Source organism: Litorisediminivivens sp. KMU-197, assembly GCF_056858395.1.
Window position 1 is genome coordinate 88031 of sequence record NZ_JBXEQG010000007.1, and the last position, 17895, is coordinate 105925.

Genomic DNA, 17895 nt, shown 5'->3' on the forward strand with positions numbered 1-17895 from the left:
CATGGCGCTGCACCGGGTAACCGACGTGGGCGAGGGGCTGGCGCTTGAGGCCGATGCCTTTGCCGCCGGGGAGGCCCTTGTGCGGCTGTGGATGGCGCATGATCCGGCGCTTGTCTGCCCCGCATCCTTTCGCCGCAAACCGGGCTTTGCCGAGGCCGCCGCGCAGTCCGCCAAGCGCGGCTGGCCGGTGCATCAACGGCCCACGGGCGGCGGCGCGGTGCCGCAGGGCGGCGGGGTGTTGAATATCGCTCTGTCCTTTACCGCCGGGCGGGAGTTCAGCATCGAAGCAGGCTACCGCCTGATCACCGACGTCATTCGCGTCGCCAAGTCGCCGCGTGGGGCGGAACTGACCGCTGGCGCGACCCCGGACAGCTTTTGCGACGGCGCATGGAACCTGTCCGTGCGCGGCCAGAAGATTGTCGGGACCGCACAACGCATCCGTCCCTTGGGCAATGGCGCGCGGCGTGTTCTGGCCCACGCGCTGATCCTGGTGGACGGCGATGTCGGCCCCGGCGCTGAGGCGGTCAACGCCTTTCACAAGGACCTCGGCCTGCCGCCGGTGTCTACGCAGGCCCATACGACATTGGCCGAGGCCTTCGGCCCCGGCGCAGCAGACACACCCAAGGTCGCCCTGAGCCTTGCCGCAAGCGCCACGGCGGCCATCGCGGCGCTGAGCGTGCACATAACTGAATAACACCACCGCCGTTCGGAGGAAGACGGCATTCACCAAAAGGGAGACCCTCATGCAGAACGACACGATCCACATTCACCTGACCGTCGGCGTGCCGACGTCAAACGCCGCCGGGTTCGAAGCGCTGATGGCCGAATTGGTCGAACAGGCCCGGCAGGAGCCCGGCACACTGGTCTACGAATGGTATCAGACTGACGAGGGCACCTGGCATATCCTCGAACGGTACGCGGACCCAGAAAACGGCGATCTGCACGTGAAGAACTTTGCCGAGAATTATGGGGGGCGTTTCTTTGAATTGTCCGAAAGTTGCGAGGCCATCGTGTCGGCCAACGCCACCTCCTACATCCGCGGTGTGCTAGAAGGGCTATCGCCACTCTACATCTCGCAAAGGGCCGGGTTCAACCGGTTCTGACAGCGGGGTCAGCCGGGCCGCACCAGCCCGTGACGCTTGATCTTGCGATTGATCGTCGCGCGGCCCATGCCCAGGCGGCGGGCGGCCTCGCTGACGTTCCATCCGCTGGAGGTCAGCGCATCAAGGACCAACGTGCGCTCGTCACAGGCCAGCCTCGGCACCGATGCGGTGGGTAAAGCTTTCGAAACTGCACCGCGGGAACCGATGGACGTCGCCAGAAGATCAACCGCGGTGAGGCGCGTGCCAGCCGCGGTCATCAGCGCCCGTTCCAGCGCGCCGCGCAACTCGCGCACGTTGCCGGGAAAGGGGTGCGACCGGATCAACTCGACGGCCTTGTCGCTGAGGTCGATCTGCCGTCCGGCGATCCTGGTCGCCAGAACCTGCGCCAAGACCTTGGGCTGCTCGCGGTCTCTCAGGGGCGGCAGGGAAACCCTTGTGGCGCCGATCATGTAATAGAGATCATCGCGAAACCGCCCCTCGGCGACTGCTTGGTCCAGGGGGTGCCGGCTGAGCGACACGATGCGCGGGTGACCGGCCCCCGCAGCGCGGTCGGCCTCAAGCTCGTCCATCAGCCTGCGCAACTCGGCCTGCACCTTGGCCGGCATTTCGTCGATATTGTCGAACACCACGGTCGTGGGGGTGTCCGGCATCATGGCCGCGACGCGCGCTTGACCCAGCACCGCGCGCAACGTCTCGCTATCAGCTTGCGAGCCCGCCATCGAGGCGCAGTCGACCTTGAGGACCTGGGCCTCGCCCACCAGCGCCGCGACCAGTGCGGACTTGCCTGTGCCGGTCTCGCCCTCGATCAGGAACGGAGTGTTGGCGTGAAAGATCATGTCGGCCTGCGCGCAGATCGCGGCCATGGATTTGCTGCCCGTTGCCAATTGCCGAAGCGACGGCGTCAATCGCCGTTGGCGCACCGGCTTTTGCGGGAGTGCAGTGACGGGGTGCACAGGCTTGGCCTTGCCGAGCAAACGCGCCGAGAGGTTGATCGCCAACCCTGTCGTCACCGGGCCTTTCTTCATCTGCATCGACAGGACACGGTCGGGCACCTTGGCAAGCGCCTGGCTTTGCATGTCGAAGACCGCCTCGAACGCCTGACCTTTGAGCCTGCGCGGCGCTCCGTCGCCCAAGAGCCGTTCGACCGCCTGCGTCGCCCCGAGGATGATCCCGGCCTCGTCGACCGCGATCAACCCGTCCTCGGACAGCAGACGGCCCTGCGGGGCCGCGGACACCGATACCAACATCTCGTCCGCGAAGCGCTGCTCGAACAGGCGCTGCTGAATACGGTGCGTCGCCGTCTCCAGAAACTGCTGGGCAAAGAGGTGATCGGTGCGCTTGCCGTGGTCAGCCGTGACAAGGTTGACGGACCCTACAAGTGCCCCGTCGGCGTCAAATATCGGCGCGCCGGTACAGGCAAAGCCACGCAGCCTCGAATAGAAATGCTCGGCGCCGCTGACCGTGACGGCGCGCTTGGTCAGCAGCGCCATCGAAACGCCGTTGGTCCCGGCGATCCGTTCGTCCCAGCAAGACCCAAGCGCGATCCCGTTCCAGTCCTGCGTGCCGTTTCCGTTCTCCGCGGCCTCCAGCCGAACCAGCACGCCGTCAGCATCGGTGACGACAAGGCATCGGCTGACGTTCCATCCGACCGAGGCGATCTGACGAAAGAACCCCTGCCGCCCGCCGGTGCGTTCGACGATCTGTTCGAGGCGCGGCGCGACCTCCGAGCTTTGCAAACGCATGATCGGCCGCGCGGACTCTCTCACCAGCTTGTGCTGGTGCTCGCAGCGGTCCCATGATGCCGCGATGTCATCCTTGTCCCTGACGTTTGGGGGGCCTTTGGTCATGTCTCCTCCGCTTGCGAAATTACGGCATGCCTCGCGTTGCTGGCATAGTGTTCCTCCTCGTTACCGGCCTTCGCCCGCAAGCTCGCGGATCGCGGCCATGACGCCAGCCACGTGCCCCTTGTCGCGCGCGGCGGGGTTGGGCTGGGCGAAAGCGCCGCTGTCATTGTCGAAATAGCGGCCCGAGGCTTGCGCGAACTCATCCGACAGCGCGGCGCGGCGCAGGATGTCGGCCCCGATGGCCAGATCGTTGCCCGCGACGCCGAAGCCTTCCTTGACCATCTTCGAGGCCAGCAAAGAGCCCGGGTTCACCGCGATGAACGCGGGCCCGTCCGGATGCGCCCCGGCCATCTCCTGCGTCCAGATCGTGATCGCCAGCTTGCTTTGGGCATAGGCCCCCATGTCATCGAGGCCGTGTTGGCCACGCAGGGCGTCCACGTCCACGGGCGCCTGCGCCGCCGAGGAAAGGTTCACTACGCGGCCCGTCGCCGGGATGATCGGCAGCAGCCGCTGGGTCAGCACATAGGGCGCGATGGTGTTGACGACGAAGCGCACATCCTGCCCCTCCGGCGCGCGGGTCTGCGGCGTCTTCAGAACGCCCGCGTTGTTGATCAAGACGTCGAGCCGGTCATGGCGGGCGATGATCTTTTGCGCCATTGCCTCGACCCTGTCGAGCCGTGAGAGGTCGGCGCGATAGGTCTCCGGATCGCCGCCCACCTGCCTCGCCGCATCTGCCAGCTTGTCGGCGCTGCGCCCGTGGAGCAGCACCTCGTGGCCCTCGTTGGCAAGCGTCTGCGCCGTCAGCAGGCCGATACCGTCGGTTGCGCCGGTGATGAGGATGGTCTTGCTCATGATACTCTTCCTAACTGGTGAACTCGGGCAGAATCTCGGCTGCCAGCTTTTGCAGAGTGGGTTCGATCTCTGCCCCGTTGAACCGCAGGTTCAGCGCGACGTGGTTGATGCCAAGGTCGCGCACCTCCGAAAGATAGCGCCGCAGGAAATCCGTGCCCGACCTGAAGCCGAGGTGGATGGGACTGGGGGCGGCATCCGCCTGGTCAACAAGGTCGACGTAGAGCGATTGCATCACCGGCTTGTCCGGCAGACCCGCTTCGCTGATCCGGCGACGATACTCGGCCACCACGCGGCCCTGAGAGCCCGCGTCGCGCGGATAGGTCATCCAGCCATCGCCATTCTGGGCGACCCAATCAGGCGATTGCTGACTGCCGCCGGTGATCAGCAGCGGCAATTGCCCGCCCACAGGCTTGGGCAGCATGTCGATCCCACCGGAGAGCCTGCCTTGCGCGGTCTCGCGCCGGGGATGGTCGTCGGCCATTGCGCGTATGTAATCGACGCTGTCGCGGAACCGCGCGCCCCGGTCCTCGAACCCCATGTCCAGCGCCGGGTACTCGTCGGGCCGGTCGCCCGAGGCCACGCCCAGGAGCAGCCGCCCGCCCGAAAGCACGTCGGCCGAAGCCGCCGCCTTGGCCACATGCGCCGGGTGGCGCAAGGGAAGCACAATGCTGGCCACACCAAGTGCGATGTCGCGGGTCGAGGCCGCCAGCGCGCCAAGGTAGACGAAGGGATCGAAGATCTGCCCGACATCGCCGAAGGACGGCACGTTGAACGGCACATCGCGCAGCCAAAGCGCCGAGAGCCCCAATTGGTCCGCCAAACGGGCGCGTTCGAGATGGCCCGTCATGTCGGGCACCGCGCTGCCCGGGTAGCTTTCCAGCGGCACCACGAGGCCGATGCTCAACCGTCCCGGTTGAAAGACCTCGTTGTACGCGCGGTTGAGGCGCGGGAACGTCCTGGCTTCCGTGTCAAACATCTGTGGCCTCCTCTCGGCCCGATTGGCTCAAACGCCGTTCAGACCTTTTCGCGGATCGTATTCCTGTTGCACTCAGTCTAACTATTGTGAAATTCAGGAATACCGGCAGGTATCGGAATTCAATATTCGCAATCAGGATATAATCGGCATGGACATCGACAATCTGCGCTTCTTCGTCCGGGCGGCGGAGTTGCTCAACATTTCCGCCGCCGGGCGCGAACTCGGGCTTGCTCCTGCAGTCGCCAGCGCACGCCTTGCCAAGCTGGAACAGGAGCTCGGGGTCGAGCTTCTGCGCCGCACGACGCGCAAGGTATCATTATCGCTCGAAGGCTCGGATTTCCTGCCCTACGCGCGTGAGATCCTCGCGCAGGCGGATGCCGCAAAGGCCGCCCTCGGTGGCAGCGACGCCGGCCCGAAAGGCACCCTGCGGTTCGCCGCGCCGAGCAGTTTCGCCCAGCTGCACATCATGCCGCTGCTGCCGGCGTTCCACGCGCTCTATCCCGACCTGACCCTCGACCTGCGCCTGTCGGACACGCGGTTCGACGCCATCGAAGGCAGCTTCGACCTCGCCCTGCGCAGCGCGCCGCTGACCGACAGCAGCCTGAAGGGGCGCAAGCTTGCCGACGACACCCGTGTCCTGTGTGCATCGCCCGCCTACCTCGAGGCCCACGGCACGCCGGCCACGCCTTCGGAGTTGTCAGGTCATCGTCTGGTTGCCTGGAGCAATTCCGACCCGAAAGAGCTGATCTCCCCGACCGGTGAAACAGCCGTGCTCGACCCCGCAATGATGACCTGCCGGGCCATCCTCGATGACGGTGATGCGCAGCGCGAGGCAACGGCCGCGGGGGCCGGCCTGTCTGTGAACTCGCTCTGGAGCGTCGCCAAGGACTTCGGCTCAGGCCGACTCGTCCGTGTGCTGCCGGGGTGGAAGCTGAATGACCGGTCGGTGCTCTGGCTGGTCTACCCGCGCTCCAACGTGCTCACCCCCAAGACGCGGATCTTCATGGACTTCCTGATCGAACACCTGGGCAATCGGTCCGACTGGAGCGAATGACGGGCCGCGCCAGTGCTCTCCGGTCATTCCGCTATCGCCTGCAGGCCGTCCTGTTGAACACCAGGTTAAGCTACCGCCATTCTTACAATGGTGAAACGTGGCGCAGGGCGGGAAACGTCGATACTCGACTTCGCGCTCAGTTCGTTTTGCACATGCATTGTGCTTCCGCGTACTGGCCGTCCTTCCGATTGAGCGGGAAGCGGGCGAATGTCGGCTTTTATCGAGGCACATGGCAGGTTCGCTTCTGCAGCGAACGGCCGCTTTCCCGAAGGCTTTTCGAGGCCGGCCGCTGCGTGACGGCGGGCGTCCTGCGGGCCTCGGCCCGCGTTGACAAACGGCGCGGTGTTCGGTCGGTCAGTATTCAAAGTCGGCAAAAGGATCGCTCCTGCCTGGCAGCGAGCCGAGCCTCGGGGTTCTGTTCACGAATGTCGGCCTCGATCCGATAGAGAGAGAGACGCGATCTGCCTTAGCCCGTCTTCGGCGATGGCGGCGGTTGCAGCATCAGTCCCTTTAAACGCGAGATCGCTGGAGCCGCAGAGTTTTAAGCTCATTTCCGACAGGTGATCCCAGATGGCCACAATACAAAGCCACATTAGGTGGTTTCCCGGGTGGGCAGAAGATCCAATATCGCAATCAACATGCTGTAAATAATGCAATTTTATCATTGGATTGGTGCCCCCACACGGACTCGAACCGCGGACCTACTGATTACAAATTAGGCGGCATATACCGAACATAGGGTAATTTGGCGCAATCGGGTTAGTTTCCTACACGGTTGGCTCATGTAGCACGACTTCAAACATAGTCTTAGGTCCACTGAACCTGAGATCAAACTATACAAATACAAAGAGGCGGGAAAAATGCCCGCCTCTCTATAACACACTGATAGTTCGTTACTTATTGAAGAAGTCCAGCGTATCCGCTTCAGCTTGGAGATGCTTGGGAGCAAATCGTGCATAGTGACGTTCTGTCGTGGCAATACTTGAGTGCCCCATATATTGAGAAACTCGTTCCATGGCACATCCGCCGGAAACCATGTGCACCGCCGCAGTGTGACGAAGACTATGTGGCGTAATTTTTTCCAATCCTGGAGGATTGATTTTAGCGGCATCAGCAGCTTTGTTAAACGCTTTGGTTATGGTCGTTACACCCCCCCCATTATACTCCACTACATAGTCGGAATCGCATTCCTTTTTCCAATCGGTCAAAATTCTATAGAGACCGTCATTCATTGGAACAAAAGCTCGGTTTTTGACGTGCGGAACGTCTGTTACCTTTAGATCAACAGTCCTCTTCTCAAAATCAATGCGATCCCAAGTTAGTTCCAGAACCGCGCCAACGCGCCCCCCAGTTGAAACCATTAGGGCCACCGCGACGTAAATATGAGGTGCTGGGCGACATGCCTCCAGAAGCCTCTCGATTTCGTCCGCCTCCAAATAACGCTTGCGACGGTCAGGTCTCGGAGGTTTTTTCAGGCCTACCGGCTTCGTGATAATATTCTTCTTGTATGCATGATTGAGAGCACATTGGAGCAGATTAACATCTTGGAATAATGTAGTTTTCGAAGGTTCCCGGTTGTGCTTTCGTTTGAAATTGGCCGTCCTTTTCTTGAGGTATTTTTTGACGAGATCATCATCAATCTGAAGAGGATGATAAGCGCCAAGCTCAGGGCCAATATGTTTCCAGACATCAATCAGATCTCGGGCTGTCTTCCTTCCCTCCAAATCTGAAACATAACGGTCCCAAATGTCCTCTAAGGTCAATTCGTCACCCTTGAGAGCGAGCTGCGACTCGTATGTGCGCTGCCCTTCCGCCCACGCTTCAGCTTTGGTTGTTGCCTTCAACCGAAACCGTCTACGCTTCCACTTACCCTTTTTGTCTTTTTCTCTCCAAAAGACGACATAGCGCCCGTTGAGTTTACCGATTTCAATTGGTGTTACTTGCACTCTTCATATTTCCTTATGGCTTCAGCTGAAATTCGGATAAGTTTTTCGCCAACGCGGTAAGCCTCAAGCTCGCCTCGTGACACCATATTCCGAACCGTATTTGCAGAGCATGACCAGCGTTCAGCCAGCTGATCTGCAGAGAATGATTTTTCCATTGTGGTCCCATTTTTTGGGGGTGCTGCTTCCCACCAATTTCGATGCCGAAGGAGCAACCCCGATTTTATGTTTTAGGATCAGCTTTCGAGGTCCATTACCTCGCATTCCGGGACTCGCATTAGGCGCCCAATTCGAAACGCTTGAAGGCGCCCGTCATTGATCATTTCTCTGATTGTCGGGATTGAAACTTCCCATCGCTTGGAAAGCTCGTCTGGGGTGTAGACTTTTCTCATCGTCTTCCCTTCTTTCTGTGTGGTCGAGCACAGTTTCTCGGTGCAATCACAGCGATTGCTTCAAGACCAGAGCGGGTTGAGTCGGCTGTATTGGGTTGGCCGATCCGCTTGGCGGCAAGAACATTGGCTAAACAAACCAAAAACAAAGCATAAACATCAGTAAATCTTGTAACCCCAAGAATTTACTCGACTATTTTTCAAAAACCTGCGTCCAAGCCGATACGCTTTATGTCGTCGGGGCCTCTCAATGACCTGCCGCCCCAATTAACTTCTGCATTGTAATTAGGCGATTTTTCAGGAATCCAAACGACGGCCTCTAAGTTTTTCCGACCTGAACAAGCCTTTAGAAATGCCATCTGTTTATGGCATGAACCAATGAGATATCCGTTGAATGTTCGAATGCCGTTTGCGCTCGCCGGTCGTTCTGGGGAAGCAGGTCGCTCCCCCAAATATTCGGCGAAGACTGCACTGGGCGCCTAACTTGCTCGTCGCAACAACCAGCTGGCCTGCGTGACGGCAGAGATGCTGTCCTGCACGTCACATCGCGCCTTTTGGTAGGCCTTCCAGCGCTCGGCAAGCTGGCGAAGGCTTTCTATGTGATGAGAGAGAAAAACAGGTTCAGATACCTTTTCCCGCATGACAACATCACCATATTTGGGATGAAGGTCATTTAAAGCCTTTCGGATAGCCTCGCTCATGAGGCTCAGGGCGCTCTCGTCGTTGATGGCCATCGGTTCACCGGCCTTCAACCTGTCCAGTGTCTGAGGCAAAAGTCGTTTCAGTGGCTGAGAAACGTGAAGACCCACATTTAGCCAGTCTTCGGCCAACCATCGACCCTTCCTGATTGAAGACAGGACCATATGTTCGAGATCATCTTGCACCGATTTATGCATGTTTATTCCATTTCGCTTTTTTGATTTCGGAGGAACCGACCACCAGCCCACTTTTGAGAAGGTGGCCGAAATGCTCAGGCAGCGAACTTAAGCCGCGGGCCATAGTCCAGCCCCAGATCGTTGAGGCGACGAAGTTGTTCTTGCATCGCTTCTGCGAGCAGGCAGACATCACCTATGACTGGCGACGCAGGATCCAAATCGAAGAAGCACTCAGCCTCAATTCGACCCTCGTCGTGAAAGTTCTCCAGCGAAAGAAGACCGGTCAGCGATTGCATCTCGCTATCCAGTCGACGCGTCAGGATTGTCGTGTCCATGACGTCACTGATGAATGCTTGCATGCGCTTTAGCCAGGTTTGGCCTCCGAGCAAAAGTGAAGCGTTCTGAAGTGCTTCAGAATGGTCCCTCACGAAGTCCCTCAGGTCCTTCAGGGTGTCTTGAGTAAAATCCAACATATGGATCTCCTTGCAGCGGCCATCAACGGGATTGCCAATGGCTCAAGAGCGACGGATTCCTTCATTCCGATTGCGCTGGTTGGTGTTCACGGGGCTGCGATCCCGCACTTCGTAATTCTGGTTGTCTTTTCTGTGCGCGCTTTGTTTTTCCTTTTGTGGGCCTTCGATTAAATGGCCCCAAAACAGGGAAAACCAAAGCGCGACACAAACTTTTTTTGTCTACCCTACCTTTCGCAAGTGCCGACCTTCTCAAGGTCAGTCCCTTGTTGTTACGCATACGCAGCATGGCTATACCTAAGAAAAAATAGGGTGGGCCGAGCATGTTCGAAAACGCATTCAACAACATCGATAAAGAAATGAGGAACGAGCAGGGTTTGGCGTCCGAGCTCGACTATGCCGAGCAAACCTCTTGGATCCTCTTCCTCAAATACCTCGACGATCTTGAGCAAACCCGCCAAGACGAGGCTGAACTTGAAGGCAAGGACTACGCCCCGATCCTACTGCCCGAGTATCGCTGGCAGGCTTGGGCCGCACCCAAGAAGAACGGCCAGATTGACCGCAATGCGGCCATGACCGGCGATGACCTGATCGAGTTCGTCAACGCCAAGCTGTTCCCATATCTCAAGGGTTTTCACCTGTCGGCAACCGACGCCGACTCGTTGGAATACAAGATCGGCGAGATTTTTTCCGAGATCATCAACAAGTTCCGCTCAGGCTATGTCCTGCGTGACGTGCTCGAAATTGCTGACAACTTGTCCTTCAACACCCAAGCGCAGAAACACGAGCTGTCCGATCTCTACGAGACGCGCATCAAAAAGATGGGCAACGCGGGCCGCAACGGCGGCGAATACTACACGCCGCGCCCGCTCATCCGCGCGATGATCAAAGTGATCGATCCAAAGATCGGCGAAACCATCTATGACGGCGCCGCCGGTTCGGCAGGCTTCCTGTGCGAGGCCTTCACCTACCTGATGAGGCCCGACATCTCTGCCGACGACTATGGCACCCTGCAGCGGCGCACCTTCTATGGCCAAGAGAAGAAGTCGCTCGCCTATGTCATTGGGATCATGAACATGATCCTGCACGGCATCGACACGCCCAACATCATCCACACCAACACGCTCAATGAAAACGTGATGGATATTCAGGAAAAGGACCGCCACGACGTGATCCTTGCCAACCCGCCCTTCGGCGGCGGTGAGCGTAAGGAAGTGCAGCAGAACTTCCCGATCAAATCTGGCGAAACGGCTTACCTGTTCCTGCAGCATTTTATCCGCAAGCTAAAGGCAGGCGGCCGCGGCGCGGTGGTGATCAAGAACACCTTCCTGTCCAACACTGACAACGCCAGTGTCGAGCTGCGGCGCGAGCTGTTGGCGAACTGCAACCTGCACACGGTGCTGGATTGCCCCGGTGGCACGTTTCAGGGCGCTGGCGTGAAAACTGTGGTGCTGTTCTTTGAGAAAGGCACCAAGACCCGCGATGTCTGGTATTACCAGCTTGATCCGGGGCGCAGCCTGGGCAAAACCAACCCGCTGAACGATGATGACCTGAAAGAGTTTGTCGCGCTGCAAGCCACTCGCGCTGACGGCCCGCAAAGCTGGATCGTGCCAGTGGCCGATTTGGACGCCGAAACGCTGGATATGTCGGTCAAGAACCCCAACGCGCCCGAAGCCGAGGCCCTGCGCAGCCCCGAAGAGATCATCGAGGACATGTTGGCTCGTGATGCCGAGACTGCTGATATCCTGCAGAACATTCGGGGGCTGCTGTGAAGGCGGGGTGGGAAGCTCGGCCATTGAAAGAGGTCTGCCGTCTAATCAATGGGCGTGCATATAAGAAGAACGAGCTATTGAGCGAAGGCCCTTATCGCGTCCTTCGTGTCGGCAATTTTTTTACAAGCCAGCATTGGTATTTCTCGGATCTGGAACTTGCTCCCGACAAATACTGCGATGATGGCGATCTTCTCTACGCGTGGTCAGCGTCCTTTGGGCCGCGAATTTGGCATGGTGAGAAAACGATTTATCACTACCACATTTGGAAAATTGAGCCCGATGTCAGCCATGTGACGCGCGACTACCTGTTTTACTTCTTCGAGTGGGACAAGGAACTCATCAAAAAAGAACAAGGCGCTGGCGCTACGATGATCCATGTTTCGAAAGGTTCGATGGAAGCCCGCTCTATCCCACTCCCCCCACTGGAAGAACAGAAACGGATTGTTGCGGTTTTGGACGAGGCCTTCGCCGCCCTCGACCGCGCCCGCATCCACGCCGAAACCAACCTCAAAAACGCACGTGAGTTGTTTGAGAGCTGGGCGAAAGTTGAATTCAGAAAGATTGGACACGAAGCCGAAGAAAAAACACTTCCTGAAATTTCCGAAAACTTGGATCGCATCAGAGTTCCAATCACAAAGGGGAAGCGGAAGCCTGGAAGCATCCCATACTATGGAGCTTCTGGCGTGGTCGATCACGTTGAGGATTTTCTCTTTGACGAAGATTTGCTTTTGGTTTCCGAAGATGGTGCCAATCTTTTGGCCCGCACATATCCCATCGCTTTTTCCATTTCTGGGAAGACGTGGGTGAACAACCATGCCCATGTTCTCCGCTTCCCAAGTTTCGAGGATCAGGAATATGTCCGACTTTATCTGAATTCGATCTCGCTTGAGCCGTTTGTGAGCGGGATGGCGCAACCGAAGCTGAACCAGAAATCGCTGGGAAAAATCCCAATACCGTTCCCAGAAGAAACAACACGGAAAAGCTTTGTGGATCGGGCGAGCAAAATAACTGATTTGACCATAGCCGCAGCCGACGAATACACCCAAAAACTGGACGATCTCAGTGACCTCCGCCAATCCCTTCTCCAGAATGCTTTTGCCGGAGAGCTGACGTGACAGGCTCTTGGGCTGCTGGAAACAACGTTTCTCTGGACGTTTTGCATCAAGTCCAAAGCAGCCTGACCGTCGCGATGATCATGGCCCCGCGCCGCAACCTGATGACCTGCAGACCTGATGATGTGATTGCTGACGTCGTTGGCGGAAACATCGACTATTTCAGCTATCTTCCTGTGGTGAACGACGCCGAGGACATTGTCGGCCTGTTTCACGCTGAAGAGTGGTTCGAGCGCACCCCGCCAAGCGGGCCAGTTGGCGTTCGTTTTGAGCCATTCTCCGAACGGCTCGTGATCGGCTCGAATGCCAGCATCTACGACTTCATCCGCACAGCAGACGAACGCCCCATCCGGCTGGTCGTTTCTGGCGGCGAGGTATCAGGATTGGTCAGTCTGTCAGACCTGCAACAACTGCCCGTCCGTGCAGCGTTGTTTACGCTGGTCACGAGCCTCGAAATCGTCATGGCCGCACGGATTTCTAAGCATTGGAGCGCGCCTGAAGGGTGGATGGAGCAGCTTTCCGAGGGGCGGCAATCCAAGGTCAAAGAGGCCGTCGAGACCGCCAAGAAGAATGACAGCTTTGTAAGTGAAATCGCATTCACTCAGCTTGCGGACAAGGCAACTCTCGTTTGCAGCGGCGGCTTTCTTGATACGAGCAAACGGAAGGCCATTGATTGTTTCAAGAATATCCAACAACTTAGAGATGATCTTGCGCACGCAAACAGTTACGCGCAGTCGCCGGAGCAAGCTCGGAAGATCTGCGAAGTGGTTCGGGATATTCTGGAGATCAAGACCACGCTGTTGGGGCAATTGAACGAGTAAGAGATAAAAACGAGATCGCATTTGAGCATTCACAACGAGACCGAAGCCGACACCCGCGCAACACGCATTGACCCTGAACTGCTCAAAGCTGGTTGGGAGGGCCTAAATGCTGCGGCGGGAGCCAAGGTCAGCCGTGAAGAGATGCTCTGGCCCGGCCGCATTCTGGCAGGTGGCAAGCGTAAAGCCCCCAAGCCCGCTGATTATGTTCTGCGCGTCAATGGCCACGTGCTGGGCGTGGTTGAGGCCAAGAAGGCCGGCAAGGGCCACACCAGCGGAGTTGGACAGGCCAAGGACTATGCAGAACGCACCAGCGCCCGTTTCGCCTATTCGACCAACGGTATTGGTTGGTATGAAATCGACATGCACACCGGTGCAGAGCGGGACATTGAACCGTTCCCGACACCGGATGATCTGTGGACCCGCTGCTTTCCCACAGAAGACCCATGGCGCGACCGGTTCGCAGCTGTGCCGTTCGAAACAGGGGGCGGCAAGTGGGAGCCGCGGTATTACCAAGCCCGCGCCGTCAACGCAGCCCTTGAGGCAATCGCCGAAAAGAAAGACCGCCTGCTTCTGACGCTGGCGACCGGCACCGGCAAAACCTCGATCGCGTTCCAAATTGCTTGGAAGCTGTTTGAGGCAAGATGGAACCTGTCTTACGAGCCCACACGCCGCCCGCGCATCTTGTTCCTGGCAGATCGGAACATTCTGGCGGATCAGGCCTACAACTCTTTTTCCGCGTTCCCGTCCGATGCATTGTCACGAATTTCTCCGGATGAGATTCGGAAAAAAGGAAAAATGCCCAAGAACGCGAGCGTCTTTTTTACCATCTTCCAGACGTTCATGACCGAAGGAAAAGATGGTGAGGGAGAGGCGAATTACTACGACTACGAACCAGATTTTTTCGACTTCATCATCATTGATGAATGCCACCGAGGTGGGGCAAAGGACGAAAGCAACTGGCGCGGTATTCTGGAGTATTTTTCCCCGGCTGTTCAGCTTGGCCTGACCGCAACGCCCAAACGCAAGCACAATGCGGACACCTATTCCTATTTCGGCGAGCCCGTTTACACCTATGCCCTGAAAGAAGGGATTGAGGATGGCTTCCTAACGCCCTTCAAGGTGCGCCAGATGGCCAGCACGATCGATACCTATGTGTATGATCCTACGGATGACGTGGTGAAAGGGGATGTCGATCCGGATCACGAATACACAGAGGCCGATTTCAATACCAAGATCGTCATTCCCGAGCGCGAACAGAGTCGCATCCACGAATTCATGGATCAGATCGATCAGCGGCAGAAAACGCTGGTGTTTTGCGCGACCCAGCTGCACGCAGCGGCTGTTCGCGACTACATCAATCAAATCAAGGAAAGCGACGATCCGCATTACTGCGAGCGGGTGACGGCGGAGGACGGCGACCTCGGCGAACAACACCTCCGTGAATTTCAGGACAATGAGAAGTCGGTTCCAACGATCCTGACGACATCGCAGAAGCTTTCGACAGGTGTAGACGCTCGCAATGTTCGCAATATCGTCTTGATGCGCCCCGTAAAGTCGATGATCGAGTTCAAGCAGATTGTGGGCCGCGGCACGCGAACTTTCGACGGGAAGGATTACTTCACCGTCTATGACTTCGTGAAGGCATATGAGCATTTCAACGACCCGGAATGGGACGGTGAGCCGCTGCCACCCGACGATCCACGGCCTGGGCCTGATGGGCCAAAGCCGACACCGCCGGACCCACCGGTAGGGCCTGGAGGCGGGGAACCGGAACCACCGCCAGCCGAAAAGATCGTGATAAAACTCGCCGATGGAAAGGATCGAACTATCCAGTTTATTGCGGCGACCACATATTGGTCCCACGACGGGAAGCCGATTTCGGCCCAAGAGTTTATGGCGCAGCTCTTTGGAGACCTGTCATCTCTGGTGACAAGCGAAGATGAGCTTAGAAAGGTCTGGAGCGATCCAGACACACGCATTCGTTTGCTTCAGCAGCTTGGAGATCTCGGGTATGACTCAGAGAAACTCGACGAAATGAAGCGCCTGATCGATGCGCCCAATAGCGATATCTTCGATGTGCTTGCTTATGTTCGTTTCACACTACCGCCATTAGCCCGCACCGATCGTGCCGACATGGCTCGTTCGAATGGGTTGCAAGGCCAGGAAGACGAGATGCGCCGCTTTTTGGACTATGTTCTTCAGTCTTATGAGACACATGGCGTCGAAGAGCTGTCCCCCGCCAAGATTGGTGATTTTCTCAAAGTGAAATACGGCGGCACGAACGACGCCAAGCAGGTCTTGGGCTCCATTCCAGAAATCCGGCAGGCCTTCATTTCGATACAAAAGCACCTATTCAGCTAAACCAAATTCACCACCGGCCAAATGCGTTTGGTCCAGCCTAATGTTCAAGAAAGTATATTTATGATTGAAGACACTCCTCTGAAGTCGACTGATATTGACAGGCTTGGTTTTGGGGAAATGGCGCGCCATCTCGCCTCGTCGTTCTTAGAGAATGATCTTTCACGCGGCTTTGTCGTTGGTGTGGAGGGAGCGTGGGGGTCTGGAAAGTCCTCCTTGGTCAACCTGGCTTTGAAAGAATTGAGTCAGCGGAAGAGCGGTCCTCAGGTGGTTAGGTTTGCCCCTTGGTTGATTGGGAACCGGAACGAACTGTTGGCCCAACTTTTTTCCGATCTCGAGCCAGTCATTCTGGAGTCCGTGCCAGCCACCGAGAGGGAGGAAACAAAAGCAATATTGGGACGGTATTCGCAGGTCTCTTCTGGATTAGCGACCATTGCTGATCTTGCGGAAATGGGAGGGCTACCTTGGTCCGGGATCGCGGCAAAACTCTTCCGAAAAAGTAGTGAGAAAGCTGCAGAACTCTCAGAAAGTTCTCTGGGCGAACTGAATGAAGATTTACGTAAGAAACTTAAGAAACTCAATCACCCGATCGTCGTGTTCGTGGACGATCTTGACCGGTTAGAACCGACCGAAGCAGCGGAGGTTCTGCGCTTAGTCAAAGCTGTAGCTGACTTTCCAAACGTCGCCTATGTATTGGCCTATGATGTTGAAGTGTTGGCCAAAAGTATTGAGCGAGCGATCGGAATTTCAGATGGCAAAGCATATCTGGAAAAGGTTGTTCAGGCATCATTCAAAGTTCCAAAGGCCATGAGTTTTGACCTTCGCAATTGGTTGAAATCCGAAGTTTTGCAACTGCTCGCAGGATTGGACATGAGCTCTGAGTCCACTGATAGGCTGGAAGGTGTTTTTCACCAATGGTGTGGGCAGTTTGTCGAAACTCCTCGGGACGTTGTTAGAGTTCTAAATTCCCTAAATCTCAATTTCATGCCTGTGCGAAGTCAAGTAGATCCGGGAGACATGGTGTTCTTACAGATAGTGCGGGCAAAAAACAGCACGCTCTTCAATTGGATTGAAAGCTACGTGTCGGATCTTTCCGCGATTGGAGACTGGGGTCATATTACCCCAGGTTCGCATGAACGAATGGGGGCATCACTGCTGGCCGCTATCGACAGAGAAGGCGAAGAGCAAACTCGGTTTATTTACGCCTTAGAAGAGCACCTTCCAGGCTTTGACACGATGGCTCTACATCAGGAAGGAAGTGATTTCCGAGTATTTTCGCTTTCGGGAGTAGAGGAACTGCAATCGCTTGACGCAAGCAAACGCTTGGCGAGCCCAAACCACTACCGCTACTATTTCTCCTTTTCAGCCCCATCAGGTTCCCTAAGTGACCTCGAGTTAGATCAGTTTCTCAGAGCATGTGAAGCTGAGCCGTCCAAGGCACTGGCTCGCTTCCGACAAATGATCGAAATCCAGAGACCACAAGGTGGAAGGCTTGCGGAGGTTCTCCTGGACCGTATTTTGGGTGCCCGAACCAGCATTCCAGCTTCTCAAATCCAAGGTCTCTTTGGGATATTGGGTGAGGCGCTTGATGAATTAGTTCCCTTTGCGAAAACCGACTACGGGCGACCTGAATTTTTAAAGGGAAACAGGCGAGAAGTTTTCGGATTGATTGCGCAGGTTTCAAGCGCTGAACTACGATCAGAAATGCTACAAACGTTGTTTTCTGGCGGAAAGTCTGTGGCTTGGCTGGTCGGGATTATTAGGGAAGCAACTTTTGAGCATGGCGTTCACGGGGATCGGAGAGTCCCGGAAGACGATCGCTTATTGTCGATCGAAGAATATGAATTGATCAAGGGCGCGTTTCTCAAGCGCCTGTCTGAAACAAGCCCGTCGGAACTACTTCGAGTTCCACACTTTTTGTCTCTGATGTTTGCTTGGCATCAAATCGGCGATCCGAAAGGGGCTCTTGGTTGGATTTCACAGCAAACTGAAAGTGACACAGGCTTCTTGGATGTTCTGGAGAAGATGAAGAGCTGGAGCGAATCGTCCTCAGAGGGCGTTCAATTCAAACTTAGACCTGAAACGCTTGAAACATTCTTCGGCGAGGTGTCACTGGTCCGCGCTCGTCTAACCAAGATTTCCGCAAGTGGCGGCGGCGAGCGGGACCTCGAGTCAAGAGCCGCAGATTTGCTCGAAAGCATTGACAGCGGTCCTTGAGAAATTTCAAAGTTCCTGCTCTTGGCGATCTGCAATTGAACTCGTTTTGAAGCCTTGGCCACGTTGCGGCGAACCGCCTTTTTACTGAACTACTTTTCTTATGTGCCCC

17 protein-coding genes are annotated in these 17895 nt (G+C 56.8%); 9 read left to right on the forward strand and 8 right to left on the reverse strand.

Going from position 1 to position 17895, the window contains the following annotated elements:
• Position 1 precedes the first annotated feature (1 nt).
• Together AC04PT_RS15155 and AC04PT_RS15160 are read left to right on the forward strand one after the other, a co-directional pair.
• A complete protein-coding gene (locus AC04PT_RS15155) occupies positions 2–694 on the forward strand; it encodes a lipoyl protein ligase domain-containing protein (RefSeq protein ID WP_482874560.1) in 693 nt (230 codons plus the stop codon).
• 49 nt (positions 695–743) lie between these two features.
• A complete protein-coding gene (locus tag AC04PT_RS15160) occupies positions 744–1103 on the forward strand; it encodes a putative quinol monooxygenase (protein ID WP_482874561.1) in 360 nt (119 codons plus the stop codon).
• 8 nt (positions 1104–1111) lie between these two features.
• On the opposite strand, the gene AC04PT_RS15165 is transcribed toward AC04PT_RS15160, so the two are convergent.
• From AC04PT_RS15165 to AC04PT_RS15175, 3 genes are read right to left on the reverse strand one after another with little or no spacing between them, the layout of a single operon-like run.
• On the reverse strand, positions 1112–2950 hold the full coding sequence (locus AC04PT_RS15165) for a sigma-54-dependent Fis family transcriptional regulator (protein ID WP_482874562.1): 1839 nt from the start codon (positions 2948–2950) through the stop codon (positions 1112–1114).
• 60 nt (positions 2951–3010) lie between these two features.
• Complete coding sequence (locus AC04PT_RS15170) at positions 3011–3799, reverse strand: SDR family NAD(P)-dependent oxidoreductase (RefSeq protein WP_482874563.1); 789 nt, start codon at positions 3797–3799, stop codon at positions 3011–3013.
• Positions 3800–3809: 10 nt separating this feature from the next.
• The gene (locus AC04PT_RS15175) at positions 3810–4775 is read right to left on the reverse strand and encodes an LLM class oxidoreductase (protein ID WP_482874564.1); all 966 of its coding nucleotides are present in this window, start codon (positions 4773–4775) and stop codon (positions 3810–3812) included.
• A gap of 148 nt (positions 4776–4923) precedes the next feature.
• Here AC04PT_RS15175 and AC04PT_RS15180 point away from each other — a divergent pair, with 148 nt between their 5' ends.
• Positions 4924–5829, forward strand: a complete 906-nt coding sequence (locus AC04PT_RS15180) for a LysR family transcriptional regulator (RefSeq protein WP_482874565.1) — start codon at positions 4924–4926, stop codon at positions 5827–5829.
• Between the two features lie 893 nt (positions 5830–6722).
• On the opposite strand, the gene AC04PT_RS15185 is transcribed toward AC04PT_RS15180, so the two are convergent.
• The 5 genes from AC04PT_RS15185 to AC04PT_RS15205 form a co-directional block, all read right to left on the reverse strand.
• Positions 6723–7775 carry a tyrosine-type recombinase/integrase gene (locus AC04PT_RS15185; protein ID WP_482874566.1) on the reverse strand — a complete coding sequence of 351 codons (1053 nt, stop codon included), beginning with the start codon at positions 7773–7775 and terminating at the stop codon, positions 6723–6725.
• Positions 7766–7930 (reverse strand): helix-turn-helix domain-containing protein, encoded by a 165-nt coding sequence (locus AC04PT_RS15190; protein ID WP_482874567.1) that lies wholly within the window; start codon positions 7928–7930, stop codon positions 7766–7768. The genes AC04PT_RS15185 and AC04PT_RS15190 overlap by 10 nt, the downstream gene beginning before the upstream one ends.
• A gap of 78 nt (positions 7931–8008) precedes the next feature.
• On the reverse strand, positions 8009–8164 hold the full coding sequence (locus tag AC04PT_RS15195) for an excisionase family DNA-binding protein (protein WP_482874568.1): 156 nt from the start codon (positions 8162–8164) through the stop codon (positions 8009–8011).
• Positions 8165–8640: 476 nt separating this feature from the next.
• Complete coding sequence (locus AC04PT_RS15200) at positions 8641–9057, reverse strand: hypothetical protein (protein ID WP_482874569.1); 417 nt, start codon at positions 9055–9057, stop codon at positions 8641–8643.
• A 74-nt stretch (positions 9058–9131) separates the two neighbouring features.
• A complete protein-coding gene (locus AC04PT_RS15205) occupies positions 9132–9509 on the reverse strand; it encodes a hypothetical protein (protein ID WP_482874570.1) in 378 nt (125 codons plus the stop codon).
• Between AC04PT_RS15205 and AC04PT_RS15210 the strand changes: the two genes are divergently transcribed.
• The 6 genes from AC04PT_RS15210 to AC04PT_RS15235 all read left to right on the forward strand — a co-directional run bounded on the left by AC04PT_RS15210 (position 9510) and on the right by AC04PT_RS15235 (position 17786).
• Entirely contained in the window at positions 9510–9680 is a 171-nt protein-coding gene (locus AC04PT_RS15210; protein WP_482874571.1) for a hypothetical protein, read from the forward strand. It begins immediately after the preceding gene.
• A 149-nt stretch (positions 9681–9829) separates the two neighbouring features.
• Entirely contained in the window at positions 9830–11278 is a 1449-nt protein-coding gene (locus tag AC04PT_RS15215; protein ID WP_482874572.1) for a class I SAM-dependent DNA methyltransferase, read from the forward strand.
• On the forward strand, positions 11275–12393 hold the full coding sequence (locus tag AC04PT_RS15220) for a restriction endonuclease subunit S (RefSeq protein WP_482874573.1): 1119 nt from the start codon (positions 11275–11277) through the stop codon (positions 12391–12393). Before AC04PT_RS15215 ends, AC04PT_RS15220 begins: the two co-directional genes overlap by 4 nt.
• Positions 12390–13211, forward strand: coding sequence for a DUF294 nucleotidyltransferase-like/CBS domain-containing protein (locus AC04PT_RS15225; protein ID WP_482874574.1), 822 nt, complete (start codon positions 12390–12392; stop codon positions 13209–13211). Before AC04PT_RS15220 ends, AC04PT_RS15225 begins: the two co-directional genes overlap by 4 nt.
• Positions 13212–13232: 21 nt before the next feature.
• Positions 13233–15572 (forward strand): EcoAI/FtnUII family type I restriction enzme subunit R, encoded by a 2340-nt coding sequence (hsdR, locus tag AC04PT_RS15230; RefSeq protein ID WP_482874575.1) that lies wholly within the window; start codon positions 13233–13235, stop codon positions 15570–15572.
• 60 nt (positions 15573–15632) lie between these two features.
• Positions 15633–17786 carry a KAP family P-loop NTPase fold protein gene (locus AC04PT_RS15235; protein WP_482874576.1) on the forward strand — a complete coding sequence of 718 codons (2154 nt, stop codon included), beginning with the start codon at positions 15633–15635 and terminating at the stop codon, positions 17784–17786.
• Positions 17787–17895 lie beyond the last annotated feature (109 nt).

Coding starts and splice junctions, on each gene's coding strand:
- AC04PT_RS15155 (WP_482874560.1), top strand. CDS start 2: ATGGCGCTGCACCGGGTAACCGACGTGGGCGAGGGGCTGGCGCTTGAG.
- AC04PT_RS15160 (WP_482874561.1), top strand. CDS start 744: ATGCAGAACGACACGATCCACATTCACCTGACCGTCGGCGTGCCGACG.
- AC04PT_RS15165 (WP_482874562.1), bottom strand. CDS start 2,950: ATGACCAAAGGCCCCCCAAACGTCAGGGACAAGGATGACATCGCGGCA.
- AC04PT_RS15170 (WP_482874563.1), bottom strand. CDS start 3,799: ATGAGCAAGACCATCCTCATCACCGGCGCAACCGACGGTATCGGCCTG.
- AC04PT_RS15175 (WP_482874564.1), bottom strand. CDS start 4,775: ATGTTTGACACGGAAGCCAGGACGTTCCCGCGCCTCAACCGCGCGTAC.
- AC04PT_RS15180 (WP_482874565.1), top strand. CDS start 4,924: ATGGACATCGACAATCTGCGCTTCTTCGTCCGGGCGGCGGAGTTGCTC.
- AC04PT_RS15190 (WP_482874567.1), bottom strand. CDS start 7,930: ATGGAAAAATCATTCTCTGCAGATCAGCTGGCTGAACGCTGGTCATGC.
- AC04PT_RS15195 (WP_482874568.1), bottom strand. CDS start 8,164: ATGAGAAAAGTCTACACCCCAGACGAGCTTTCCAAGCGATGGGAAGTT.
- AC04PT_RS15200 (WP_482874569.1), bottom strand. CDS start 9,057: ATGCATAAATCGGTGCAAGATGATCTCGAACATATGGTCCTGTCTTCA.
- AC04PT_RS15205 (WP_482874570.1), bottom strand. CDS start 9,509: ATGTTGGATTTTACTCAAGACACCCTGAAGGACCTGAGGGACTTCGTG.
- AC04PT_RS15210 (WP_482874571.1), top strand. CDS start 9,510: ATGGATCTCCTTGCAGCGGCCATCAACGGGATTGCCAATGGCTCAAGA.
- AC04PT_RS15215 (WP_482874572.1), top strand. CDS start 9,830: ATGTTCGAAAACGCATTCAACAACATCGATAAAGAAATGAGGAACGAG.
- AC04PT_RS15235 (WP_482874576.1), top strand. CDS start 15,633: ATGATTGAAGACACTCCTCTGAAGTCGACTGATATTGACAGGCTTGGT.